General features: G+C 40.7%; 16 protein-coding genes. 6 read left to right on the top strand and 10 right to left on the bottom strand.

Translation table 11 applies throughout. The features are described from left to right. The first annotated feature begins 146 nt into the window (after positions 1–146). From BLP52_RS09855 to BLP52_RS09825, 5 genes are all read left to right on the top strand, one after another. Positions 147–488 carry a hypothetical protein gene (locus BLP52_RS09855; RefSeq protein ID WP_091710305.1) on the top strand — a complete coding sequence of 114 codons (342 nt, stop codon included), beginning with the start codon at positions 147–149 and terminating at the stop codon, positions 486–488. Between the two features lie 126 nt (positions 489–614). Then, a complete protein-coding gene (locus BLP52_RS09850) occupies positions 615–1397 on the top strand; it encodes a helix-turn-helix transcriptional regulator (protein ID WP_091710304.1) in 783 nt (260 codons plus the stop codon). Positions 1398–2085: 688 nt separating this feature from the next. Then, positions 2086–3729, top strand: a complete 1644-nt coding sequence (locus BLP52_RS09835) for a methylamine methyltransferase corrinoid protein reductive activase (protein WP_091710301.1) — start codon at positions 2086–2088, stop codon at positions 3727–3729. 72 nt (positions 3730–3801) lie between these two features. After that, a complete protein-coding gene (locus tag BLP52_RS09830; RefSeq protein WP_238380786.1) occupies positions 3802–6318 on the top strand; it encodes a GAF domain-containing protein in 2517 nt (838 codons plus the stop codon). 51 nt (positions 6319–6369) lie between these two features. Next, complete coding sequence (locus BLP52_RS09825) at positions 6370–7134, top strand: formylglycine-generating enzyme family protein (protein WP_238380785.1); 765 nt, start codon at positions 6370–6372, stop codon at positions 7132–7134. Between the two features lie 199 nt (positions 7135–7333). On the opposite strand, the gene BLP52_RS09820 is transcribed toward BLP52_RS09825, so the two are convergent. Together BLP52_RS09820 and BLP52_RS09815 are read right to left on the bottom strand one after the other, a co-directional pair. Further along, positions 7334–7729, bottom strand: a complete 396-nt coding sequence (locus tag BLP52_RS09820) for a DUF3467 domain-containing protein (RefSeq protein ID WP_238380784.1) — start codon at positions 7727–7729, stop codon at positions 7334–7336. An 81-nt stretch (positions 7730–7810) separates the two neighbouring features. Beyond that, positions 7811–10288, bottom strand: a complete 2478-nt coding sequence (locus BLP52_RS09815; protein WP_091710299.1) for a DUF5814 domain-containing protein — start codon at positions 10286–10288, stop codon at positions 7811–7813. Between the two features lie 149 nt (positions 10289–10437). Here BLP52_RS09815 and BLP52_RS09810 point away from each other — a divergent pair, with 149 nt between their 5' ends. Further along, complete coding sequence (locus BLP52_RS09810; protein ID WP_238380783.1) at positions 10438–11274, top strand: RAD55 family ATPase; 837 nt, start codon at positions 10438–10440, stop codon at positions 11272–11274. 20 nt (positions 11275–11294) lie between these two features. Here the strand turns inward: BLP52_RS09810 and BLP52_RS09805 are convergent, their stop codons facing one another. The 8 genes from BLP52_RS09805 to cobZ all read right to left on the bottom strand — a co-directional run bounded on the left by BLP52_RS09805 (position 11295) and on the right by cobZ (position 20654). Then, a complete protein-coding gene (locus tag BLP52_RS09805) occupies positions 11295–12140 on the bottom strand; it encodes an MTAP family purine nucleoside phosphorylase (protein ID WP_238380782.1) in 846 nt (281 codons plus the stop codon). A gap of 4 nt (positions 12141–12144) precedes the next feature. Continuing rightward, entirely contained in the window at positions 12145–13248 is a 1104-nt protein-coding gene (locus BLP52_RS09800; RefSeq protein ID WP_091710298.1) for a DUF373 family protein, read from the bottom strand. A 99-nt stretch (positions 13249–13347) separates the two neighbouring features. Next, entirely contained in the window at positions 13348–13977 is a 630-nt protein-coding gene (locus BLP52_RS09795) for a 6-hydroxymethylpterin diphosphokinase MptE-like protein (protein WP_091710297.1), read from the bottom strand. A gap of 7 nt (positions 13978–13984) precedes the next feature. Next, entirely contained in the window at positions 13985–17161 is a 3177-nt protein-coding gene (gene ileS / locus BLP52_RS09790; RefSeq protein WP_091710296.1) for an isoleucine--tRNA ligase, read from the bottom strand. Between the two features lie 272 nt (positions 17162–17433). Then, positions 17434–18297: a formylglycine-generating enzyme family protein gene (locus BLP52_RS09785; RefSeq protein WP_238380781.1), complete on the bottom strand. Its 864-nt coding sequence runs from the start codon at positions 18295–18297 to the stop codon at positions 17434–17436. A gap of 325 nt (positions 18298–18622) precedes the next feature. Beyond that, complete coding sequence (locus BLP52_RS09780) at positions 18623–19258, bottom strand: NTP transferase domain-containing protein (protein ID WP_091710295.1); 636 nt, start codon at positions 19256–19258, stop codon at positions 18623–18625. Further along, a complete protein-coding gene (gene cobS, locus BLP52_RS09775) occupies positions 19246–20067 on the bottom strand; it encodes an adenosylcobinamide-GDP ribazoletransferase (protein WP_091710294.1) in 822 nt (273 codons plus the stop codon). Before cobS ends, BLP52_RS09780 begins: the two co-directional genes overlap by 13 nt. Beyond that, a complete protein-coding gene (gene cobZ, locus BLP52_RS09770) occupies positions 20064–20654 on the bottom strand; it encodes an alpha-ribazole phosphatase CobZ (RefSeq protein WP_091710395.1) in 591 nt (196 codons plus the stop codon). Before cobZ ends, cobS begins: the two co-directional genes overlap by 4 nt. Between the last annotated feature and the right edge of the window lie 75 nt (positions 20655–20729).

Genomic DNA, 20729 nt, shown 5'->3' with positions numbered 1-20729 from the left:
GATGTTAAGTTCAAGCCTTTGATTTTATCGACATCGTTGTTATTTTGTTGATTAAAGATTTCTTATGACTTTTTGATTTTAAAGTATAATTCGTTATATATAGGTATGAAATGAAAATTATGTATTACTGTCAAAAAGGTGAAATAATGTCTGATGAGAAAAAATATATTGATGATCTAAGACGCGATGAACGGTATTCTTTTGAGCTGCAGAGAAAGGGAGTTAACAAGAACTTCTATGATGCCAACAGAATGCTTCTTTGTCCTGAATGTGGCAGATCTTTCAATCTGTTCCACTCAAGAGCAAAATTATGTTCTGGATGTCCAAAACTTGTCAGAGGTTGTGAACTTGCCAGATGTACACATTGTCATACTGAATTCCCATTAAATAACTTCATGTCCAAAAGATCCTCACGAATGACAACTAATTACATTGAATCAATAATAAATAGATATCATCATACGTTTGGAGAAAGACCCGGGCAATAATACTATCAGCCTGATAGACTGGGTTCAGAGGTTAAAATGTCATCATTGAACTATTTGTACTGTCTGGGAATTGATCGTATCCATATAATCAAATTGCTTCCTTCAGGAAAAGGCGAGTGATAGACCATGAAAACTGAATTGATAAGTACGGTGTTCCTATCAGAAAAAAGGAAAAGTACTCTGTTGATGTTAATGGATGGGCCAGCCACCATTGATCAGATAAAGAATTCCATAAATGGTACAACCAGTGCGATCATGGCTCAGATCAAAATTCTTCTGGAACAGGGTCTTATTGAACAGAAGAACGATGAATACAGGTTGACGCATGTTGGTCAGATCATCCTTAAGAAAATAAAACCACTGATCGAAGCTCTCAATGTCGTGGAAGGTAATAAGGAGTTCTGGGCAAGCAGGGACCTTGGTGCAGTACCAGATCCTTTACTTGACAGAATTGGAGACCTTGGAGAAGTTCTGATACATGAGCCTGATCTTAACCATCTGTTCGAACCACCCAGAGAACTGCTTGTTAGCCTCAAGCAGACAAAGAATGTCTGTACATTCTACTCATATTTCTGTCCTACATGTCCCAATAACTACGCAGAGCTGGCAAAAAAAGAAGTGAATTATAATCTTATTCTCACAAGGCCTGTATATGAAAGACTGCGGGATGAATATACAGAACAATACAATGCAATTGTTGAATCTCCCACCTCACATCTTTACGTGTGTGAAGAGAACATAATGAAACCAGGTGCAATATCTGTTACAGATAATCTTCTTCTGTTGTCATTCTTCAATAAGAAGGGATTTTTTGACCATAAAAAGGTCATAAGTTTTGAGGATAGTGCACGTGAGTGGGGACAGGATTTCTTTTTACATTACAAAGAACTTGCAGAGCAGGTTACATGAAACTGTGAAATACAAAATATTCCTCATTTTTAATCCCTGCTTATATCGACATTCATGCTTTTGATAATGTCAAAGGCTTTAATCGGTCATATGCTTCTGTTATTTTGAATGACCTTATTCTGAATTAACAAGTCGTAAAATCCATTGTTTGAATTGAAAACATGGGTTTGATAATAGTCTTTTAATTGATTTATTACCTCAGGTTATTATATATTCTATTACCGGATAGCATGAATTGTCCATCTGTGGACACAGGACATAGAAGATATATGCACATTCAAGGGTCTGTAATTCTACTTCCGATCCAGAGTTCAATTCAGAAATTAGATCATAATATTTCCAGGAGATCGTGCATATTGAATCCCGACCTGTTTTTGCAGGGTCTCTCCACATAAAACGACCCTGCAACTAATTGCTGCAAATATTGTCACATTTATATGATTTATTAAGAATTATCTGATTTTTTTTCAATGTAACTGAAAACATGGGTTTGATAAAATCAATCATGTTATTTTTAATTCTGGCATTTTTTTTATCAACAATACTATCCTTATTTGAAGCTTCGATAATATCGCCACCTCTTATTTTTTTCCCGAAGTCGTTATTTATAGTTCTCTGACAAATCAATTGCATATACAATAGAACCGCATGTCAGTAATTCGTGCTTGAAATAAAAGGAGGATTTTGTTTGTATGGAATTGCATTAGATCTTGGAACAAGTGGATTTAGATTACAACTCATAAACCTGAGAAAAAAAAATGCTATTAAAACAGTAATGACAATGAGACATCCCCTCCCTGGAGGAAATGTGATTGATCATCTGGGTTTTGCTATTCAGGTTGGGGAAGAAAATGCAAACAAGATAATGATCCATACAATTCTAAAGATGTTCAATGAATTACACATTCCCCTCGATGCAATAACAAGAATAGCTGTTTGTGGCAATCCTATACAACTCTCACTATTCCAGAACATCGAAATAAGGGATCTTGCGTATGCCGGGAAGAACATGCAAAGGAGACTTGGTATCGAAAGCGTGGAAAGGGGGCTGAAGATCTACAGAGGAATAGAGATTTTTGGTAAGGATTCCGGACTGGATGAATGTGAAATAATTGTTTTACCTTCAATAGAGCATGAGATCGGAGCTGATGCCCTTGCAATGATGGTCAAGACCGATTTTATTGAACAGGATGAAGTGGCTATTGTTACAGATTATGGCACCAATGCAGAAATGGCACTTAAGAAAGGTGACCGTATCATCACCTGTAGTGCTGCAGCAGGCCCTTCCATAGAAGGTCAGGGAATCAAATGTGGTATGCTTGCCAGTCCCGGAGCTATTTCTGATGTGAATGAAGAGAACGGATTCTGGAGGATTACCGTACTGGATGAGAACATGGAACCCGGAAAAGGTGATCTTATTGATCCTGAGACAGGAGTGATTGTGGAAAAGGGTGAAGTGCAGTCAAGGGGAATCACCGGTACCGGTGTCATCTCTGCAATTTCACTGGCAATTAGCTCAGGTATGGTAACGAAATTACCAGAGCTTCCAAAAGGACGACTTGTTCTTGGCGAAAAGGTTAGACTTACAGACGAGGACTTTGCAGAGGCAGGAAAAGCAATAGGAGCCATCAGGGCTGCACATCTGACATTACTTATCGAATCCGGAGTGAAGTATGAGAATCTGAAGTACATGTATATGTCAGGTGCTTCGGGAACTTATGTTGACGCAGAAAAAGGGCGTAAGATCGGATTAGCACCCATTTTCTCAAAGAATATAGTACAATTTGGTAACACATCTCTTGAACTTGCAAGGGATGTGGTTATTGGTAATTATGAGCTGGACGAGATAGTAAGTCTTGCTGACAGGATAAAGGCAGATCACATAATGCTGGCATCCAATGATGTCTTCAAAAATATCTACGCATGTGAGCTGGCTTACTGGACAGAAGGAATGCCTTATGAAATGTACAATAAATTCCTTGAAGCCTATGGAATGCCTGGTCTTCCGGATATTAACATGATCCCAACTATAGAAAAGAGAGTTAACAGGGATATTGAAGATTCGGGTTATCAGGGACTAAAGATCATCAGGGATCTTGACATGCTCATTGAAGAGGAATCCAGCGGATGTATGCAATGCAGGATGTGTGAAAGAGAATGTCCTGAAAAGGCCATACATGTTGTTCCAAAAGATGGACATGTGTATGTGGATTATACAGCACATCTGTGTCTGGGTATGAGTTGTAAAAGGTGTATAGGGGTTTGTCCTGTTAAAGCTATAAATTACAGGGAAATAAGAGCCATATCCCCGGGAGACCTTACTGCAGTGTGATCTCTTCAATTCTATTGAAAATGGTTAGTTGTACGAATAATTAAAGAATGTAAAGTATCACCGGTCAAAAACATGATTGGACAAGCAGATATGGAAATTAGTATGGAATCAATAATCAATAATAGTCCTATTATTGTGATTTCCAGAAAGATAGAGAAAGATTTTCCTGTGAAGTATATCTCAAACAATGTTAGGCAATTCGGATATACTCCTGAGGATTTCTATTCAGGTCAGGTCAAATATGCAGATCTCATTCATCCTGATGATAGAAAAGTTGTTTTAAAATCTCTGAAGTACCTGAACAAGCAACTGCCAGAATTCATTCAGGAATACAGGGTGATCAGCCGCTTTGGAGAGGTTCGGTATGTTGAGGACAAGGTTCGCATAAAGAAATATGATGAAAATAATTTACACCTTGAAGGCACAATTATTGATATTACCGAGCATAAGCACAATGAAATGATAAAACATCAGCAGAAATCCCATAATGGCAGATCACTAACTGAAATCTCACTTGACGATGTCCTGGGACTGCTTGTTACAAATGCTGAAAGGATACGTGACGGCCTTACGTGTGCTGTTATGCTTATTGATAAAGATAAAAAACATATTTGTCGTGTTATTGCACCCAGTCTTCCTGCCTTTTACAGGGAAGCAATGGAAGGTCTTGATATCGGCTACGGTGTTTGTTCAGGTGGTACTGCACTCTATATGGGAGAGCGTGTCATTGTTGAAAATATAGAGGTCCATCCATACTGGGCAATGCACAGGGATATTGCTAAAAAAGCAGGCCTTAAAGCCAGCTGGGCAGAGCTGATAAAATCATCATCAGGTGAGATACTTGGTGTTTTCTTAATGTACTTTAATTTTCCTAATGCACCAAAGAAGACATGTTACGAATATCTGAAAGCAAATGCTGACCTTGCAGCAATTGAGATCGAGCACCGTGTAGTCAATGAGACTTTCAGGGAATCCGATCATAAGTTCAAGACCATTTTCAATAATATCAATGATCAGATCTATGTCAGTGAATTGAATGGCAATCTGATAGATGTCAACAAAGTTGTTGTCGATGATCTTGGATATTCAAAGGAATTTATTTTAAAGTCATCACCAATGGATATTGTTCCTTCATGGTATGTACAGCGTGCTTCTGAGCTCATTAAAATTATAGAAAGGGATCATAAGGCAATGTATGAAGCTGCAGCTATCTGTAAGGATGGGACAGTTATTCCCCTGGAAATAAATGCCAGGATGATAAACTATAACGGAAAGAAGACAATTCTGTCAGTTGCACGCGATATCACAGAACGTAAAAAGGCTGAAAAGGCAAAGGAGCTTAATGAATCACGTCTTGAAGCGTTGATAAAGCTCAATGAGATGACAGGTGCTTCCCTGGATGAGATCGCAGAATTCGTCAAGGAAGAGGCTGTTCGACTTACGGACAGCAAACTTGGATATCTTGCATTCATGAATGCCGATGAGACAGACCTGATTATGCATTCCTGGTCTAAGACAGCAATGAGTGAATGTGCCATAACCGATAAAGAGTTTATCTATCCTGTAAAGAATACCGGATTATGGGGAGAAGCTGTCAGACAGAGAAAAGCCATCATAACCAATGATTATGAAGCTTTCAGTCTCCATAAAAAAGGATATCCTGAAGGACATGTTAAATTGACAAGGCACATGAATGTTCCCATATTTGACGGAGAACACATCGTTGCTGTTGTAGGCGTTGGGAACAAAGATGAAGACTACGACGAATCCGATGTCCGCCAGTTAACTCTCCTGATGCAGGGCATGTGGAAACTTATCCAGAGAAAACAGTTGATAGGTGCATTAAGTAAGTACTCCGAGGAGTTGCTTAAAGCTAACACGAAGCTTCGGTCTGTTAATATGATAAAAGCTGAATTCATCGAAGAATACATGAACAACGGACATGATCTTTTGCATAGCTTCGATATACTTGATGATGAAACACTGAACCTTCTGGATGACACTCAGAAAGAGGCTATTTCCACAATGTTGAATAACTCTGAGAGGTTAAAGCTGTTGATAGATGCAGTTCTGTATAGTGATCTGCAGCAGTCAGGCAGGATAGAGTATTCATTTGAACCGGTAAGTATCGAAACTGTTCTTTCTGATGTACTGCTCAACCAGATATTGCTTATAGACGAAAAAGGACTTTTGCTTGAGAAAGAAATTCCCAACGGACTTCCACCTGTGAAAGCTGATAAGGAGAAACTTAAGGAAATGTTTGTTTATCTTATCCATAATGCAATTAATCTCACACCTAAAGGAAACAGCATAGGGGTTGATGTTTCCGATGAAAATGGCTATTTGCATGTGACCATAACTGACACAGGTGAAGGTATAGATAAAAGCCTAATTCCACGTTTGTTCTATAAGATGTATCAGGCAGATGAATCAATAGCAAGGATGTTCCAGGGTTTTGAGTCCAGTCTTTATATTTGTAAAGATACTGTGGCAGCTCATAATGGAAATATCTGGATAGAGAGTGAGAGAGGACTTGGCAGTTCATTCCATGTAAAGATCCCAAAGTGGGTAGAAGGAATCAATACCTAAGCCTTTACAATGCATTTTGAAAAGTGAAAATATCATTGGATGAATAATTTTATGGAATTACAGTCATCTTTTCTGCAAAAAAGAGAGGCATTAGAGATTCTGAATATTTACAAAAACTCCATTGGAATGGAACTCATTCTGATTCCATCAGGCGAATTTGAAATGGGTTCTGATACAAATGAAAGTAACTGGTACAATAACGAAAAACCAGTTCATAATGTCAGCATAGAATACCCATTTTATCTTGGTAAATTTTTAGTTACGCAGGAACAGTGGATGGAAATAATGGGCAACAACCCATCTAAGTTTGTCGGGGACAACAGACCTGTTGACAGAGTTTCATGGAATGATGCACAGGAGTTTGTTAAAAAATTAAATAATAAAGAGAGTACTGAAAAGTATCGTCTGCCATCTGAAGCAGAATGGGAATATGCCTGCAGGGCTGGAACAGCTACAAGATATTCATTTGGTGATAATGAGTCAGAACTGAATGAATACTGTCATCACGGTAATTCTGATATTGGCTCACATCCCGTTGGCCAGAAGAAGCCCAATTCTTTAGGATTGTATGACATGCACGGAAATTTATGGGAATGGATGCAGGATGTGTATTTTGATAGTTATGAAGGTGCCTATGCAAATGTTGGATTACAAAAAACTACTGATGACATTTCTTCCAGAGTTATGAGGGTACTGCGTGGAGGCAGCTGGCAGACATCTGCCGCAGGCTGCCGTTCTACAAGCCGTTATTTTTATCCTCAGGTTGTAAGGCGTAACAGCAGTCGTATTGGTTTGCGTCTTCTCAGAGAAATATGAGGATCTTATATATCAGGAAAACAAGGGGAATTATTATCGGAAACGCTGTCATCCCGCAATTTCACTGACAATCATTTCTGGTATGATAATAAGTTACCCAAAATTATCTGAGCTGCCAGAAGGAAGGATCATTCCTGAAGGCAAACCCTTCCTAAATAATACTTAGTTCACACGATCAATTGAACTCACAAAACCAGAATCACATATATCCCTGTATCTCAGTACTGTCCTGGACAGCCTCAGGCTTTTTCTTAACTCCCACCTGCGGCCTTGCAATCGGACCAAATGCAGCCTCGTAGTTCTGAATATGCTGATTAAGCCAGCGCACAAGCTCCACGGCAGCCAGAGGTGACATAATTACCTCGGTCTCCAGTCTTCTTTGAATTACCTGTTCTCCTGACTTGTCTGTTGCCATTGGCATATCATTATAGAAACCGATCCTGAAATCATACGGACTGTGACCTCCTACAGCACCGATAGAGTATACTTGTTTGAAATCCTCTGGCTTATGAAGCTCTATTCTTACAGTCTTCTTTTTCTTAGCATCTTCCGGTTTATCGCTCATTACAACACCTTCGTTTTTTTCTTTGTCCATAATATCATATCCTCACAGTACTCTAATCTGACAGTATAACTATTATAATTTTTGATTTTACACGCAAGAGAAAGAAATGGTTTATCCCTCAACCTGCTTTCTCAAACTCTTGGCCTTTGATGAAATATCACGCTTTGAATAAGCACTAGCTATCATTTCTACAGCCTCAAGATTGCGCACCACATTATCAAGATATCCAAGCACATCTCCAGGATAAGCCGTAACACCATAAAGATGTTCGAGTTTCTTAACAATGCCCTCCGGCTCATATCCTTCAGCCCTGATAGAAATTATCTTCTCGGAGAACTTACGCTCTGCACACCCACAATAAGGGGAATCACGGCAATTACAGGTCAGAAAATCAGCCGCAAACTCGAACAACTGATCACGCAGGGTAATATCCAGTTTGTCCATGTTCTCTCCTTCAAAAAGAATATCCAGAGAAGCACCCTGGAACACCCTTGAAGGAAGGTTCACATTAAGAGCCGAAGAAATACGATTTGCATATTTGTAATAAACAGAATCAAAAAATTCAAGATTAGAAACCGTTACAATGGGGTCCTGTTCCACAAGGACAGAATCGCGTATAAGGAAAGCCTTTGAAACTGACAGGAAATGACCTGCTGCTATCTTACCGAATTTAGTGAGAGATACAAAGTCTCCTTTTTTATGTATGAACTTATTCTTTGCAAGCTTTCCAAGCAGATAATCCACATTAAAATCTGCCAGCATAGATGAATGGATCTTCTCCAGGTCTCTCTTTGATGAAGTCACAGCAACCGAAGCAAGAACTTCCTCCAGCTGTTCGTCTTCCCCGTACTCAACTTTGGTATGTTCCATTTCACCTTTAAGGAGTTTCAGGGCAACAGCATCCTCTGTATCACCCTTATCACCTGAATACTTTTTATTCGGAACAGCCAGCAGCACAACCTGTCCACGGTCATGGTAATCCGGTCTTCCGGCACGACCAAGCATCTGAAGGAAATCCTGCATTGTAAGCCACTCAATACCCATTGCAAGAGACTCAAATATAACCTGTGATGCCGGGAAATCCACACCTGCAGCAAGTGCAGCAGTTGTAACCACAACCGGCAATTTTCCTTTCAGGAATGCTATCTCGGTCTTTTTGCGTTCCTGACTTGTAAGACCTGCATGATAAGCAGCAGCAGATATTGGAAGTGCCTCTGCAATACGGTGGCAATTCCTTCTTGAATTTGTAAAGATGATAGTCTGTCCTTTGTGTCCTTTTGATGACGTGGTTGCAAATTCCTCCCGCACAAGCCGGGCCATGATCTTATTCTTGGAATGTTCAGGACACAGGATGAGATGCCTCTCTATCGGCACAGGACGATACTCATATTCCACAAGTCTTGCATCAAATTGTTTTGCACGTAACTTCGGCTTTGCAACGGTAGCAGACAGATAGATGAACTGGGCACTGGGTGCAACATATTTCAGTCTTCCAATGACACCGTCCAGACGATGACCCCTTTCCGAATCCTCAATGGTGTGTACCTCGTCAATGACCACAGTGCCTATCTTTCCTAACAAATCAGCACTACCTGTCCTTAGCAGGTAATCCAGACCTTCGTATGTTCCTACAATGATCTCAGAATCCAGTGTCCTTTTCATTGAAGCGTTCTTTGCAGTCTTTATCCTGGCACTACCTACCCTGATAGAGGTCTTCAGTCCAATTGGGGAATATCGTTTTGTGAACTGGTCGTATTTCTGGTTTGCAAGGGCCACAAGAGGCACAAGGTAGAGCATACGTCCTTTACCACGCAGTATATTCTCAATACCCGCAAGTTCGGCTATCAGTGTCTTTCCGGTTGCTGTCACAGAAGTCACAAGCTGATTCTGACCTTTTAAAAGACCATTTTCTATGGATAGTGACTGAACTGGTAGAAGGGTATCGGATTTTGCAAGCAATATCTTCTTGAAACTTTTATGCAAAGGAAGAGGCTTTATCTTTCCGGTAGGAACTTCTGTGTTTGCTGCAATGGAATCAAATTTTGTGAGTTCACGGTCAAGGTCTTCAGGACTTACCATTGCCATTGTACGGTCAAGGTCCTTTGTCTTGAGCATTATCTCTTCAAATCTCTGGCATGCTTCATCAGCATAATTTATTTGAGAACTTTTTAACATCCTGTTAAGCTCTTCCCTGGCACAGTCCTCGCATATCTTATCCCTGTGATATTTAATAGAACGTCTGTTAAGGAAATTGAACCGGTTCTTCAAAAGACAAAAACGACATGCATTGACAACATCAGCACTTAACTGGAATCCCTGGAGCATCTCAGCGAACTCTGCTGTTTGTTTCTCATCACCGCCCTTTGCTATCATAATACGGTCAGCTATTCTCAAAAGATCTATGAATTCGGAAGGTGGCCTGTATTCACCTTTCCCATCACTTTTTACCTTGAATTTATGAGGACGGGGGCCTGCATCAGTATGCCTCAGGATAAGTTCACCGACAAAGAGAGGGACTTTTTTCCTATCACGTATCGGCAGAATGATTATCTTTGACCTTTCAGGGCTTGCAAGTATCCAGAGTGTCATTGCTGCTCATTGATGACTTTCAGTTTATAAAAACTATTGGTACTAAGGATATTGCAGAGAACTTAAAAAATATAATAAACTATCATTTTCTCAAAAGAAGAGTTTTATAATATTAAAGACAATATAATTACTATTAAAGAGGACATACTATGCTGGATCCTAAAAACATGTTAGAAAACGAAAATACTACTCCTGTTGCCGAAGAATCCAGAGAGAATGCTGAAAGCTCACTGTATGACAGCATCCGAAATCCAGATCATAACCAGGTTATACACAAAGGAGTTCAACTAAAATCTACCGGTATATTCGTTCTGGACAGAACACTTGGAGGAGGATTACCAGCAGGTTCACTTACATTTTTCTCGGCGGACCCGCGATCTATGTCAGAGGTTTTTCTTTACCAGTTCACGCAATCAAGGAAAACATATTATTTTACAACCAACAGAAGACCTAGGTTTGTGTTGAATGATGTTATAAATCTTGGTTTTGATCCTTCGAATATAATATTCGTAGATATATACAGTGAATATTACTGTACTTCATGTGGAGAGATCTCAGACAATCTGAACAACGAGTTCATAGATTCGAAAATACTGGAATTTACCGAATATAACCTGCGTAACATTGCAAATGACTCCAGTGGTGAGGATGTAAACATAATCTTTGATTCTTTTTGTTTCTTTACAGGACTTACAGCTAACAAGGGACTTATAAAACAGCTAATCAACGTCATATACGAAACAACAAAAGAACTTAATTGTCTCACTTATCTTTACGGATCGACTTGCACCACCAATGAGAATCTCAAGGCTTTCATTTACAGTTTATGTGATGTGATATTCGAATCAATGCTTGATGAAGGTGCTGACAAGGTAGTGAGTAAACTGGCAATCCCAAAAATTAGAGGAATGATACCAAATACCGAGATCATTAAGTTCAAAATCGGCGATGGTGTCCAGATAGATACTTCCAGGGATATCGCCTAAGCAGATTTAAAAATATCAATTTATAGCTCTGCATCAGAGCATGCGTACCTGCAATTACATGAAGGAGACTCAGGAAGGGCACATATGACACTGCTCAGTATATCCTGCAACCTTTCTTTTATTGTGTCAAGAGTATCAAGGACATCACTTACTGTCATTTTACCATTTCCAAGACCGCATGCATTATTGGTTATTGTGCAGATGGAAGCATAACACATGTTCATCTCTTTTGCAAGGACTGCTTCAGGAAGACCAGTCATACCAACCACATCTCCAAACTGCCTCATCATGCGTATTTCAGCTCTGGTTTCAAAGCGTGGACCTTCGGTACAGACATAAACACCTTCTGAATAGCCGATATTATTTCTTTCAAGATAATCTGCCATTAGTTCTCTTATCTCAGGACAGTATGGTTCGGTTACATCAGCATGAACAGTCCTGTCATTGTAAAATGTTGATGGACGGGTTCGTGTCATATCTAAAAAATCTTCAGGCAGGAAGAAACTTCCAATTGGATGGTTCTTCATTGTTCCAACAGAATTTGTAGAGATTACCCGTGAAATACCAAGTTCATGTATAGCGTAAATATTTGCTCTGTAATTGATCATATGAGGTGGCAGGTGACCATTATTGCTGGCATGTCGAGGCAATAATGCAACATTCTTTTTACCAATAGTAGTTAGATATACAGCAACATCGCCATAAGGAGTATTTACCATTAACTCCTCTGCTATCCCTTCAGAAGGAAACGCAACACCACCTATTAAAGCAGCCTGGAGATTCAGATCTCTGTAATCCTGCATATCTTCCTTATGATCCTGTGAACTGTCCGGAGATACTATATAATTGCGTGCTTTTTCCTGCATGCTCCTACCTTTTTGATCTTTTTATCTTATCCAGAGGTTTATTGGAAACTCTGATCCCTGCCAGTGCAAGAATTATGGCAAACACAATGGAATATATGAATACCTGTATGCCTCCAAATTTACTGGCTTCAGTTGTACTTACCACAGGATTCACAGATAGCAGATAACTGGAGGCTCCCCACAAGAGGAAACCCAATGACATGATAAAGAATGCCGGGATGAGATACTTATCTGTTGGTTCAGAGCGTTGCCTGCAATCAATAATTTTACCTGCATCTGCAAACAGGATCGCCAGAACATATACCCAGATAGTCCTGTGGATGAATGATGTTATCAATGGAATTATACCGTAATACCATATTCCCTGTGAAGTATAAAGTGACCATACGTCCATCAAGCCTAGAAACGTAGCCACCAGTATCAATAAAGCTGCTGTTGCATAGGTGAAAAATGTCATCCTGCCTGAATAGAAGGAATCTTTCAGTTTTTCCCAGTAAAGGTTCACTGTGTCACTGAAACCTCTGTAAAGCATATAAAGACCCACAGCTGCCAGAATACCTATTATGGCTCCCTGTGAATAGTCAATAAGAAGGAAAAATGCATAGATAAGAGCCGCAAGACCCAGAGGTACGAAGAATGTCTGGGATATTTTCGGATCATTGAATGCATGTTTAATAATGTAGTAAGTACTTTCAAGATTTGCACTCTGCATAACTACAATACGCCTGACAGAATCGATCTTGATCCTGGACTGGACTATTGGTAATAATGTTTCATCCTCAGCACCGTCTGACACAAAGATAGCTGATTCGGCCGGAAATTTTTTTAACAGTATATCGAGCTGATTGGCAATCTTCTGATCAGAGATGATTCCAATATTTCGATCGCCTGCAAGGGTGATTATTTCAGCATCAACTCCTTTTGCCAGCAGTTCGTCAAGTATCTTCACGCCACCAAAGATAGTATTGGTATCTGAATCTTCAGGGTCTGCAGTTGCAAGTTTCACTGCTGCTTCTATGTTTGCTTCCTTACCTATAAGAGGAGCAAGTACGTTTGCTTTATCACCAAGGTCGTTATCCCGGTCAATACAGATTACCAGTGTTTGCATGCAACTCCTGTAGATATTTATAACGAAAATATAAATAGATTCTGATAAAACGTTACCTGCAAGTAACTTGGAAAAAAGATAAATTGAGTGTTACAAGACTTATGGATTTAATCTTTCTATAAGCAGACGAGCCCATTTCAGTTTTTTCTTCTTAATAGGATTGACATTCTCATCATCAAAATCAAATCCAAGAAGAGTTATACTGGCAGCACCAAATTCCTTTGCCAGATATGCACATCTGTCCCCGTCACTGAATCCACCGAAATTGAATACATTTTTCAGAGGTCCAGCCTGGGTACTGCCTATTATTCTGTTAAGCTGCGGGATATAAGTATGAAGCTTGTCAATGTTGTCTCCATGACCATGTACCACCATTATTGAACCTGCTTTGTTGGCAATGATCTCTTTATCGACATCTCCATCAAGATCTGTTACAATAATATCAGGAATTATTTCTCTGTCAACAAGTACAGCAGTCGCTCCATCGGCTGCTATTATCACAAAATCATCGGGATTAATTAGTTCAAGTTCCTGTGAAAGAACAGGAGCATTTCCACAGACAAGAACATCCTTCCCTTCAATGAGTGATTTTAATTCGGAAATATCTGCAGAATTGGAGGTATCGAGCATGGCAGAGAGGATGAGAGCTGCCTGCTCATCACCTTCCCTGCTAAAACCCATGTCCTTTAGTATGGACTCGTAAATGGGTTCCCATTCATTGAAGTCCATTGTAACCTCAGTTTGTTTTTGAAATGCCGATGGTCATGGATATACCTTCGACATCCCAGTCCTTTTCAAGTGAACCTGCCGTGTCAACATCAAGACCAATAACCTGAACGTTTGCACGGGTTTCCTTTGCAATGAACTGCTCGCGGTCAAGTACAAGGTCAAGTACCCTCTGGTCGTTTATCTGTATGTGGGATTTGATATTGTCATCAACTGCAAGATTGAGTTCCTTCCTCATGTCCTGCACCCTGCGGATAACTTCCCTTGTGTAACCTTCGGATTCGATCTCACGGGTCAGGTTTGCATCCACATAGATTATACCTGCGCTGGACTGGGCACTTGCAACCATTTCAGGTAGCGTCTCTATGAAGTTGACCATTTCAGGTTTGATCATGGCAGTTCCGCCTGGTATTTCAAGTTCAAACTGGTCTTCCAGAGCAAGAGCCTTCTTAAGTTGCATTGCATCTGCCTGCTTTATTGCACCTATGACCTTGCCAGCATCACCTTTGAATACCGGACCTATCTTTCCAGGATCCGGGTTTGCTTCAAATCCAAGTTCGTCCCATGATTCACCTACACCTGTAAGCACGATGTCTTTGGAGTTTGTCTGGTCCATTAGTACGGACTTCAGGTTTGTGACTGCATCTGCTGCCTGCTGGTTCACAGGACTGAGAACTATGCGTGATACAGGCCACCTGAGTTTCCTGCCAACCTTCTGGCGGGCATTGGATGCAGACTCCACAATTGAGCGGACCATATCCATGTGAGCTTCAAGTTCCTTGTCAACAAGACCCTCGTCGACCTGTGGCCAATCGTTCATGTGAATAGTAACTGGTGCATCAGGGTACACATTTCTCACAAGGTTCTGGTACATTTCCTCAGCCAGATGTGGCATGAATGGTGCGATCACCTTTGCTGTCAATACGAATACATCATAGAGTACACGATAAACTGCAAGCTTGTCAGGGTCATCTGCTTCTACCCATGTTCTTGGCCTGATAAGCTGGATATACCATCTTGAAAGATCCTCAAGAACGAACTCGTTAATAGATCTGAGTGCCCTGTGCAATGTGCACTTTGACATTGCATCATTAACTTCAGCAACAAGTGATTGTGCCCTTGAAAGTATCCATCTGTCTTCCTTGCGAAGGTGTGGTTTCACAGATTCAAGTGAGACTTTGGATGGATCAAATTTATCAAGAACCATATATGGAAGTGGGAAACGATAGACATTCCAGAGAATGTTGATAGTCCTGTTGATATTGCCCAATTCACTGCTTACGAATTTGAGATCATCCCATGGAGCACTTGAAGATAAAACGAAGCTACGCAGGGTATCGGCACCGAACTGCTCTATTACATCACCTGGAGCTACTACATTTCCAAGGCTCTTTGACATTTTCTTGCCTTCACTGTCAAGGGTGAAACCGTGCATAAGTACGCTCTTGTAAGGTGCCTTGCCAAAAGCGACCATACTTGCACCAAGCTGTGAGTAGAACCATCCACGTGTCTGGTCCTGTCCTTCTGTGATAAAGTCTGCAGGCCACCATTTCTCGAACTCTTCTGTCTGCTGTGGGAATCTCAGTGTTGCCCATGAAGCCACGGCTGAATCGAACCATACATCGAAAACGTCTTCAACACGCTTCATCTTGCAGCCACATTCACAATCAAGCAGGATATCGTCCACATATGGCCTGTGAAGCTCAACATCGTCGCTTACACCTGACATTTCCTGAAGTTCTTTCTTGGTACCGACAACGTGCATCTTGCCACAGCTCTTACACTTCCAGACAGGGATTGGGATACCCCAGTATCTCTGACGGGAAACACACCAGTCACGTGCTCCCTCAACCCAGTCCTTAAACCTAGCAGAACCGGCCCATTCCGGATACCATTTTACCTGTGCTATCTCTTCAAGCATCTGTTCCTTGAGTTCACCGATCTTGATGAACCACTGTTCTGTAGCAAGGTAGATGATTGGTGTCTTACAGCGCCAGCAGTGTCCGTACCTGTGTTCAATAGTACCTTCTGAGAGCAGGTTTCCGCGCTCATTAAGGTCTTCGATGACAACTTTGTTAGCTTCACGGATATGCATTCCTGCATATTCACCGGCTTCTTCAGTGTAGCGACCATCGGGTCCAACCGGACAGAATATAGGAAGACCATTCTTCTTACCAACTTCAAAGTCATCCATACCATGTCCCGGAGCAATGTGTACACAACCTGTGTTCTCTGCGGTTACATAGTCTGCAAGATATATGCTGTGTTTCATCTCGGCCTGTTTTGGCACTTTGTCAGCGATCGGACTTTCGTATGAGAGTGATGTGAGGTCCTCGCCAAGCATTGTTCCGAGAACTTCATAATCTACATATCTTCCCTTTTTGAGTACATTTTCAACAAGTTCGGAAGCAACTATAAGTGTTTCCTCTTTGCCTTCTGCATTTACCGCTTTTACCTTTGAGTACTCAAAAGAAGGATGCACTGCAACTGCTACGTTTGAAGGTATGGTCCATGGTGTTGTGGTCCATATGACCACAAAGGTGTTCTCCTCACCGATTATCGGGAATTTTACAAATATTGAAGGGTCTTTCCTTTCCTCATACTCAACTTCGGAATCAGCAATAGCGGTTTCACAGCGTGGACACCAGTTGACAACACGTTTACCCTGCTCAAGGAGACTTTTCTCCTGCGCCTGTTTCATTGTCCACCAGGCAGCCTCGATGTACTCATCCCTGAGTGTCATATATGGGTCATTCCAGTCAAGCCAGGCTCCAAGGTCCTGGAACTGCTCTGTCATGTCGTCCTTCTGATTAAGAGCGAATTCCTTACATTTTTCGATGAAATTACCGACACCGTAGCTCTCGATGTCCTTCTTGGATGTAAAACCAAGTGCACCTTCCACTTTTACCTCTATAGGAAGACCATGCATATCCCAGCCTGCACGATCAACGATATCAAAACCATTCATGGAACGGTATCTTAAGATGGAGTCCTTGATGATCTTGTTCCAGGCTGTTCCCAGGTGAATATGTCCGGTTGTATATGGTGGACCGTCTACGAAAAAGAATCGTTTTCCGCCTTTTCTGTGCTCACGTACCTTGGAATAGGCACTCGTCTCGTTCCAGAGAGCATGTACCTTCTCCTCTATTTTCTTTGGGTCATACTGGTTGGTGATCTCCTCTATCATTCAGGATTCTCCATGTAAATGTGAATTATGATTAATTTGAGTTTATATGTAAACACTTCGTGTAAACCTAGTGCTTATCCTACTGCAATATTGAATTTAAATATATTGCATCAAGAATCTGCATCATGCTAATTCTATCGCCTAAGCCTGAATACTTTCAACTAAGGGCAGCATGAATCATACTTAAAAGTTTCGAATTTAACAGTTAAAACAATCCTGGATGACCAGTAATCCCGATAAAAAAAGAAAAGTGTAGATACCCATTAAGGATATCATATATCTTTCACAACGCGGAAACCAATATATTCCACACGACTGCCCTGTCCGATGCTATCTCTTACAGCAGAACGACAGTCAATATCTGCATTATGCCAGCTTCCACCGCGGAATACTCTTGTACCACTGACCCCGCCTGTCCATTCACTGCCATCAGTAGGAGCTTTGTAGTAGTTGCTGTGATACTCATCCTGAGTCCATTCTGCAACATTTCCATAAACATCATAAAGGCCCCATGGATTCGCATCCTTCATGCCAACCGGCCATGTCTTGTCTTCTGAGTTGGCATCATACCAGCCATAATCAACCAGCATTGAAGTATCATCACCAAAGCAAAAAGCAGTCTCAGTACCAGCCCTGGCAGCATATTCCCACTCAGCCTCAGTAGGCAGGCGATATGTTTCAGTGCCTTCCATTGAATTAAGTATACCAATGAATTGATTTGCATCTGCCCATGAAACCTTTTCTACCGGAAGATCACCGTCTCCTGTGAAATAGGAAGGATTCTCGCCCATGACCTTTACCCACTGGTCCTGGGTTACTTCATAAACCCCGATATAGAAGTCTTTTCCAATAGTCACCTCATGAACAGGTCTTTCTGCCCTGTCACTGTATTTCTCCTCTTCAGGAGCACCCATCAGGAAGTCACCTGCAGGGACCTTCACAAATTCCATTCCTATGGAATTGGTAAAAGTACTATCATCAACTACTGTTTCTTCAGGAGCAGGGGTTACGTCTTCTGCAACTTCCTGCTGTGTTTCTTCATTTGCTGTATCATCAGAACCAGTACAACCACTTACCAGGACTGCAGCCAGAAGTACGAGACACATAATAAATGTCATGTAAGATCTTTTGATCATAAACCTATCCTCATATGTTTTACTATAGTAACAACCGAAATAACATTGGTTTTAGTCAGAAACACAATTTAAATGCTTTGGTTTGTTCTACTACAGATCAATAAAATTACTAAAAACATGAAAAACAAAAAAAGAAAAATTGAAGACTATGAATAGAATGGCACCTCTTATTCTGTAAAAGGTGCCTGTGAGTTCTCCAACCACCGCACATGAGACAATTCCAACCTGCCTTAAAGAATATTAGTAATTATAAGATATAAAGTGTGCGGATATTGTAATTAAATATCATTAACAATATTTTACTGCAATTTTCTTTGACTGGAATCTAATTCTTAATTGACCTGACATCACGCTCAAGGATCATCTCTTTGCATTTTTTGAGGTCATCGACCGTATTGATATTAAGAGCAAATTCAACATCTTCCATCACAAGACTGACATATTCCTGCTCATGATCAACATCTTTACCGTCCATTATATTGACACCAGAAGGAACTATCAGCTTTCCTTCACCGCCCCAGTTGAACACCGTATCCGGCCTTATGCCAAGGCTTTTACAAACGGATATCGGAGAGAATATAGACATAGCAGGTTTACCACATGTCTTGTATTCAGCAATTACCTTTTCAAGAAGAGCAGGAGTTAACAAAGGTAGATCTGACATAAGTATCATTAAAGGGTCGCTTATACAGGCAACTTTTACTGCATAGACCATGTCACCAACATAGTTGCCACCACCTGTCGGAATTACCTGCACCTTCCCTTCATACTCTTCTTCCACAAAAGATGCGGTTTTAGGTGTTGCCGGAGATACGGCAACATAGATATCACCTATACTTTCTGTTTTTTGCAGCGCATCGATCACATATGATATCAGAGGCTTTCCAAGTAGATCGACACAGGGTTTTTCCCCCATACCTAACCTGCTTCCAAAACCCCCGGCCATTATTATAGCGTCCAAACAATACCTCCATACATCAATACCAATGTTACAGCGATAAGTGCGATTATCCTTCCAACCTCATTGGAAGCACCGATAACATCACCATTAACACCACCAAAATGCCTGTTACTGATATTTAGCAAAATAAAGGTTGCGAATATAGCTGCAATGAAAGGAATAATACCTGTTATACCGAAACCCAGGTAAAATGACATTGCGACACAGGCAACAATACCAATTACAAATCCTATAAGATATTTAGGTACTGTGGTATTCTTGATGAGTATTGATCCAAGCCCTTCGTGTATGGACTTGCCAAATGCAGCAACTGTCAGCATGGACTGCATGGCACTTATCTCTGACACGAACATCGCAAAGAAAAAGATTCTTGCCACATCGGCAGCAGATGAGTATACAATTAAAGACTGCTCATTAAGTGCCACAAGAGTTGCATAGAATGCAATAATAATAAGAGATGCGTAGGCAACGCCGCCTATTCCAAGGGACATATCCTTCAGTGCTTTGAGTTTCTTTTCCACAGACCCATGTGCAGTCAGACCGTCACCAAGGTCGGCCATTCCATCAAGATGGTTCAGTCCTGTAATATAGTAGACGAAAACTATTACAAACACAGCGGCAATGTTGATCGGCAAATAACTTATCAAAATATATGCAACTGCACCCATCAATAACCCAAGGACAATTCCAACTACCAGATGCAGGTATGTTCTCTTGAAGAACTCATCAAGTCCTTCCATTGTAATTCCTACAGGAATTGTTGAAAGGAATCCGAAACTGGATCTGAGAGCTAATAAGAATCCGTTCATCCTGCTATCACATCACTTTTGTTTTCAGGGTCTGTTTTCTTCTTTTTAGCTTTTTCAGCAGCTTCTGCCATTGCTCTTGTGTACATGTTGGCAGACACTCCGCCAATTAGACCACCTATAATGTCATCCATGAAAGGTCCAAGTTCAGCAAGAATACCTGGTTTTTGTTTGTCAAATCGTACGAACTCAAACATTCCTTTGTCACCACTGATATATTTAGAAATACTCATACCAAGCACCTCATCTGCGATAATGAATGTAAGATCCTTTTCGTAAGAACTTCTGCTTATATTAGGTAAGCGGCCTTCTCTACCTTCTTTTTCAAGTAAGATACCGGAATAGATAAGAAGACAGAGATTCGGATCGGATACTGCAATATCAAGTTCTCTGAGGAACTTTTCCTCTGCAAGTTCTTTTGTTTCTATACCCGGATGGGGAGCATAGAGCTCAAGTGCAGCATCAACAAGCATCTGAACTGTTATTCCTTCCTCTTCAAGGATCTCGATTATATCCCTGGTGATCTCACCTTCCAGTTCTTTTGACTGGTTCTTTTTCAGGTCTTTTGATTCTATATCCGATAATTTCATTGCCATCACTTCGGGGAGATTTCTTTATAATATTGTTGTTTGAGATTTGATCGTTATATTTCTGGATTTCAATTC

The sequence above is a fragment of the Methanolobus vulcani genome (assembly GCF_900100715.1).
GTDB classification, from domain to species: domain Archaea; phylum Halobacteriota; class Methanosarcinia; order Methanosarcinales; family Methanosarcinaceae; genus Methanolobus; species Methanolobus vulcani.
Note: the sequence above shows the minus strand (reverse complement) of the source record. Positions and strands in the feature narration are given on the sequence as shown.

What these genes read in the sequence shown, in the direction of transcription:
- BLP52_RS09800 (WP_091710298.1), bottom strand. Translation starts at nt 13,248, where the DNA reads ATGCAAACACTGGTAATCTGTATTGACCGGGATAACGACCTTGGTGAT.
- BLP52_RS09785 (WP_238380781.1), bottom strand. Translation starts at nt 18,297, where the DNA reads ATGATCAAAAGATCTTACATGACATTTATTATGTGTCTCGTACTTCTG.
- cobZ (WP_091710395.1), bottom strand. Translation starts at nt 20,654, where the DNA reads ATGAAATTATCGGATATAGAATCAAAAGACCTGAAAAAGAACCAGTCA.
- BLP52_RS09850 (WP_091710304.1), top strand. Translation starts at nt 615, where the DNA reads ATGAAAACTGAATTGATAAGTACGGTGTTCCTATCAGAAAAAAGGAAA.
- BLP52_RS09830 (WP_238380786.1), top strand. Translation starts at nt 3,802, where the DNA reads ATGATTGGACAAGCAGATATGGAAATTAGTATGGAATCAATAATCAAT.
- BLP52_RS09795 (WP_091710297.1), bottom strand. Translation starts at nt 13,977, where the DNA reads ATGGACTTCAATGAATGGGAACCCATTTACGAGTCCATACTAAAGGAC.
- cobS (WP_091710294.1), bottom strand. Translation starts at nt 20,067, where the DNA reads ATGAACGGATTCTTATTAGCTCTCAGATCCAGTTTCGGATTCCTTTCA.
- BLP52_RS09810 (WP_238380783.1), top strand. Translation starts at nt 10,438, where the DNA reads ATGCTGGATCCTAAAAACATGTTAGAAAACGAAAATACTACTCCTGTT.
- BLP52_RS09805 (WP_238380782.1), bottom strand. Translation starts at nt 12,140, where the DNA reads ATGCAGGAAAAAGCACGCAATTATATAGTATCTCCGGACAGTTCACAG.
- BLP52_RS09820 (WP_238380784.1), bottom strand. Translation starts at nt 7,729, where the DNA reads ATGGACAAAGAAAAAAACGAAGGTGTTGTAATGAGCGATAAACCGGAA.
- BLP52_RS09855 (WP_091710305.1), top strand. Translation starts at nt 147, where the DNA reads ATGTCTGATGAGAAAAAATATATTGATGATCTAAGACGCGATGAACGG.
- BLP52_RS09815 (WP_091710299.1), bottom strand. Translation starts at nt 10,288, where the DNA reads ATGACACTCTGGATACTTGCAAGCCCTGAAAGGTCAAAGATAATCATT.
- ileS (WP_091710296.1), bottom strand. Translation starts at nt 17,161, where the DNA reads ATGATAGAGGAGATCACCAACCAGTATGACCCAAAGAAAATAGAGGAG.
- BLP52_RS09825 (WP_238380785.1), top strand. Translation starts at nt 6,370, where the DNA reads ATGGAATTACAGTCATCTTTTCTGCAAAAAAGAGAGGCATTAGAGATT.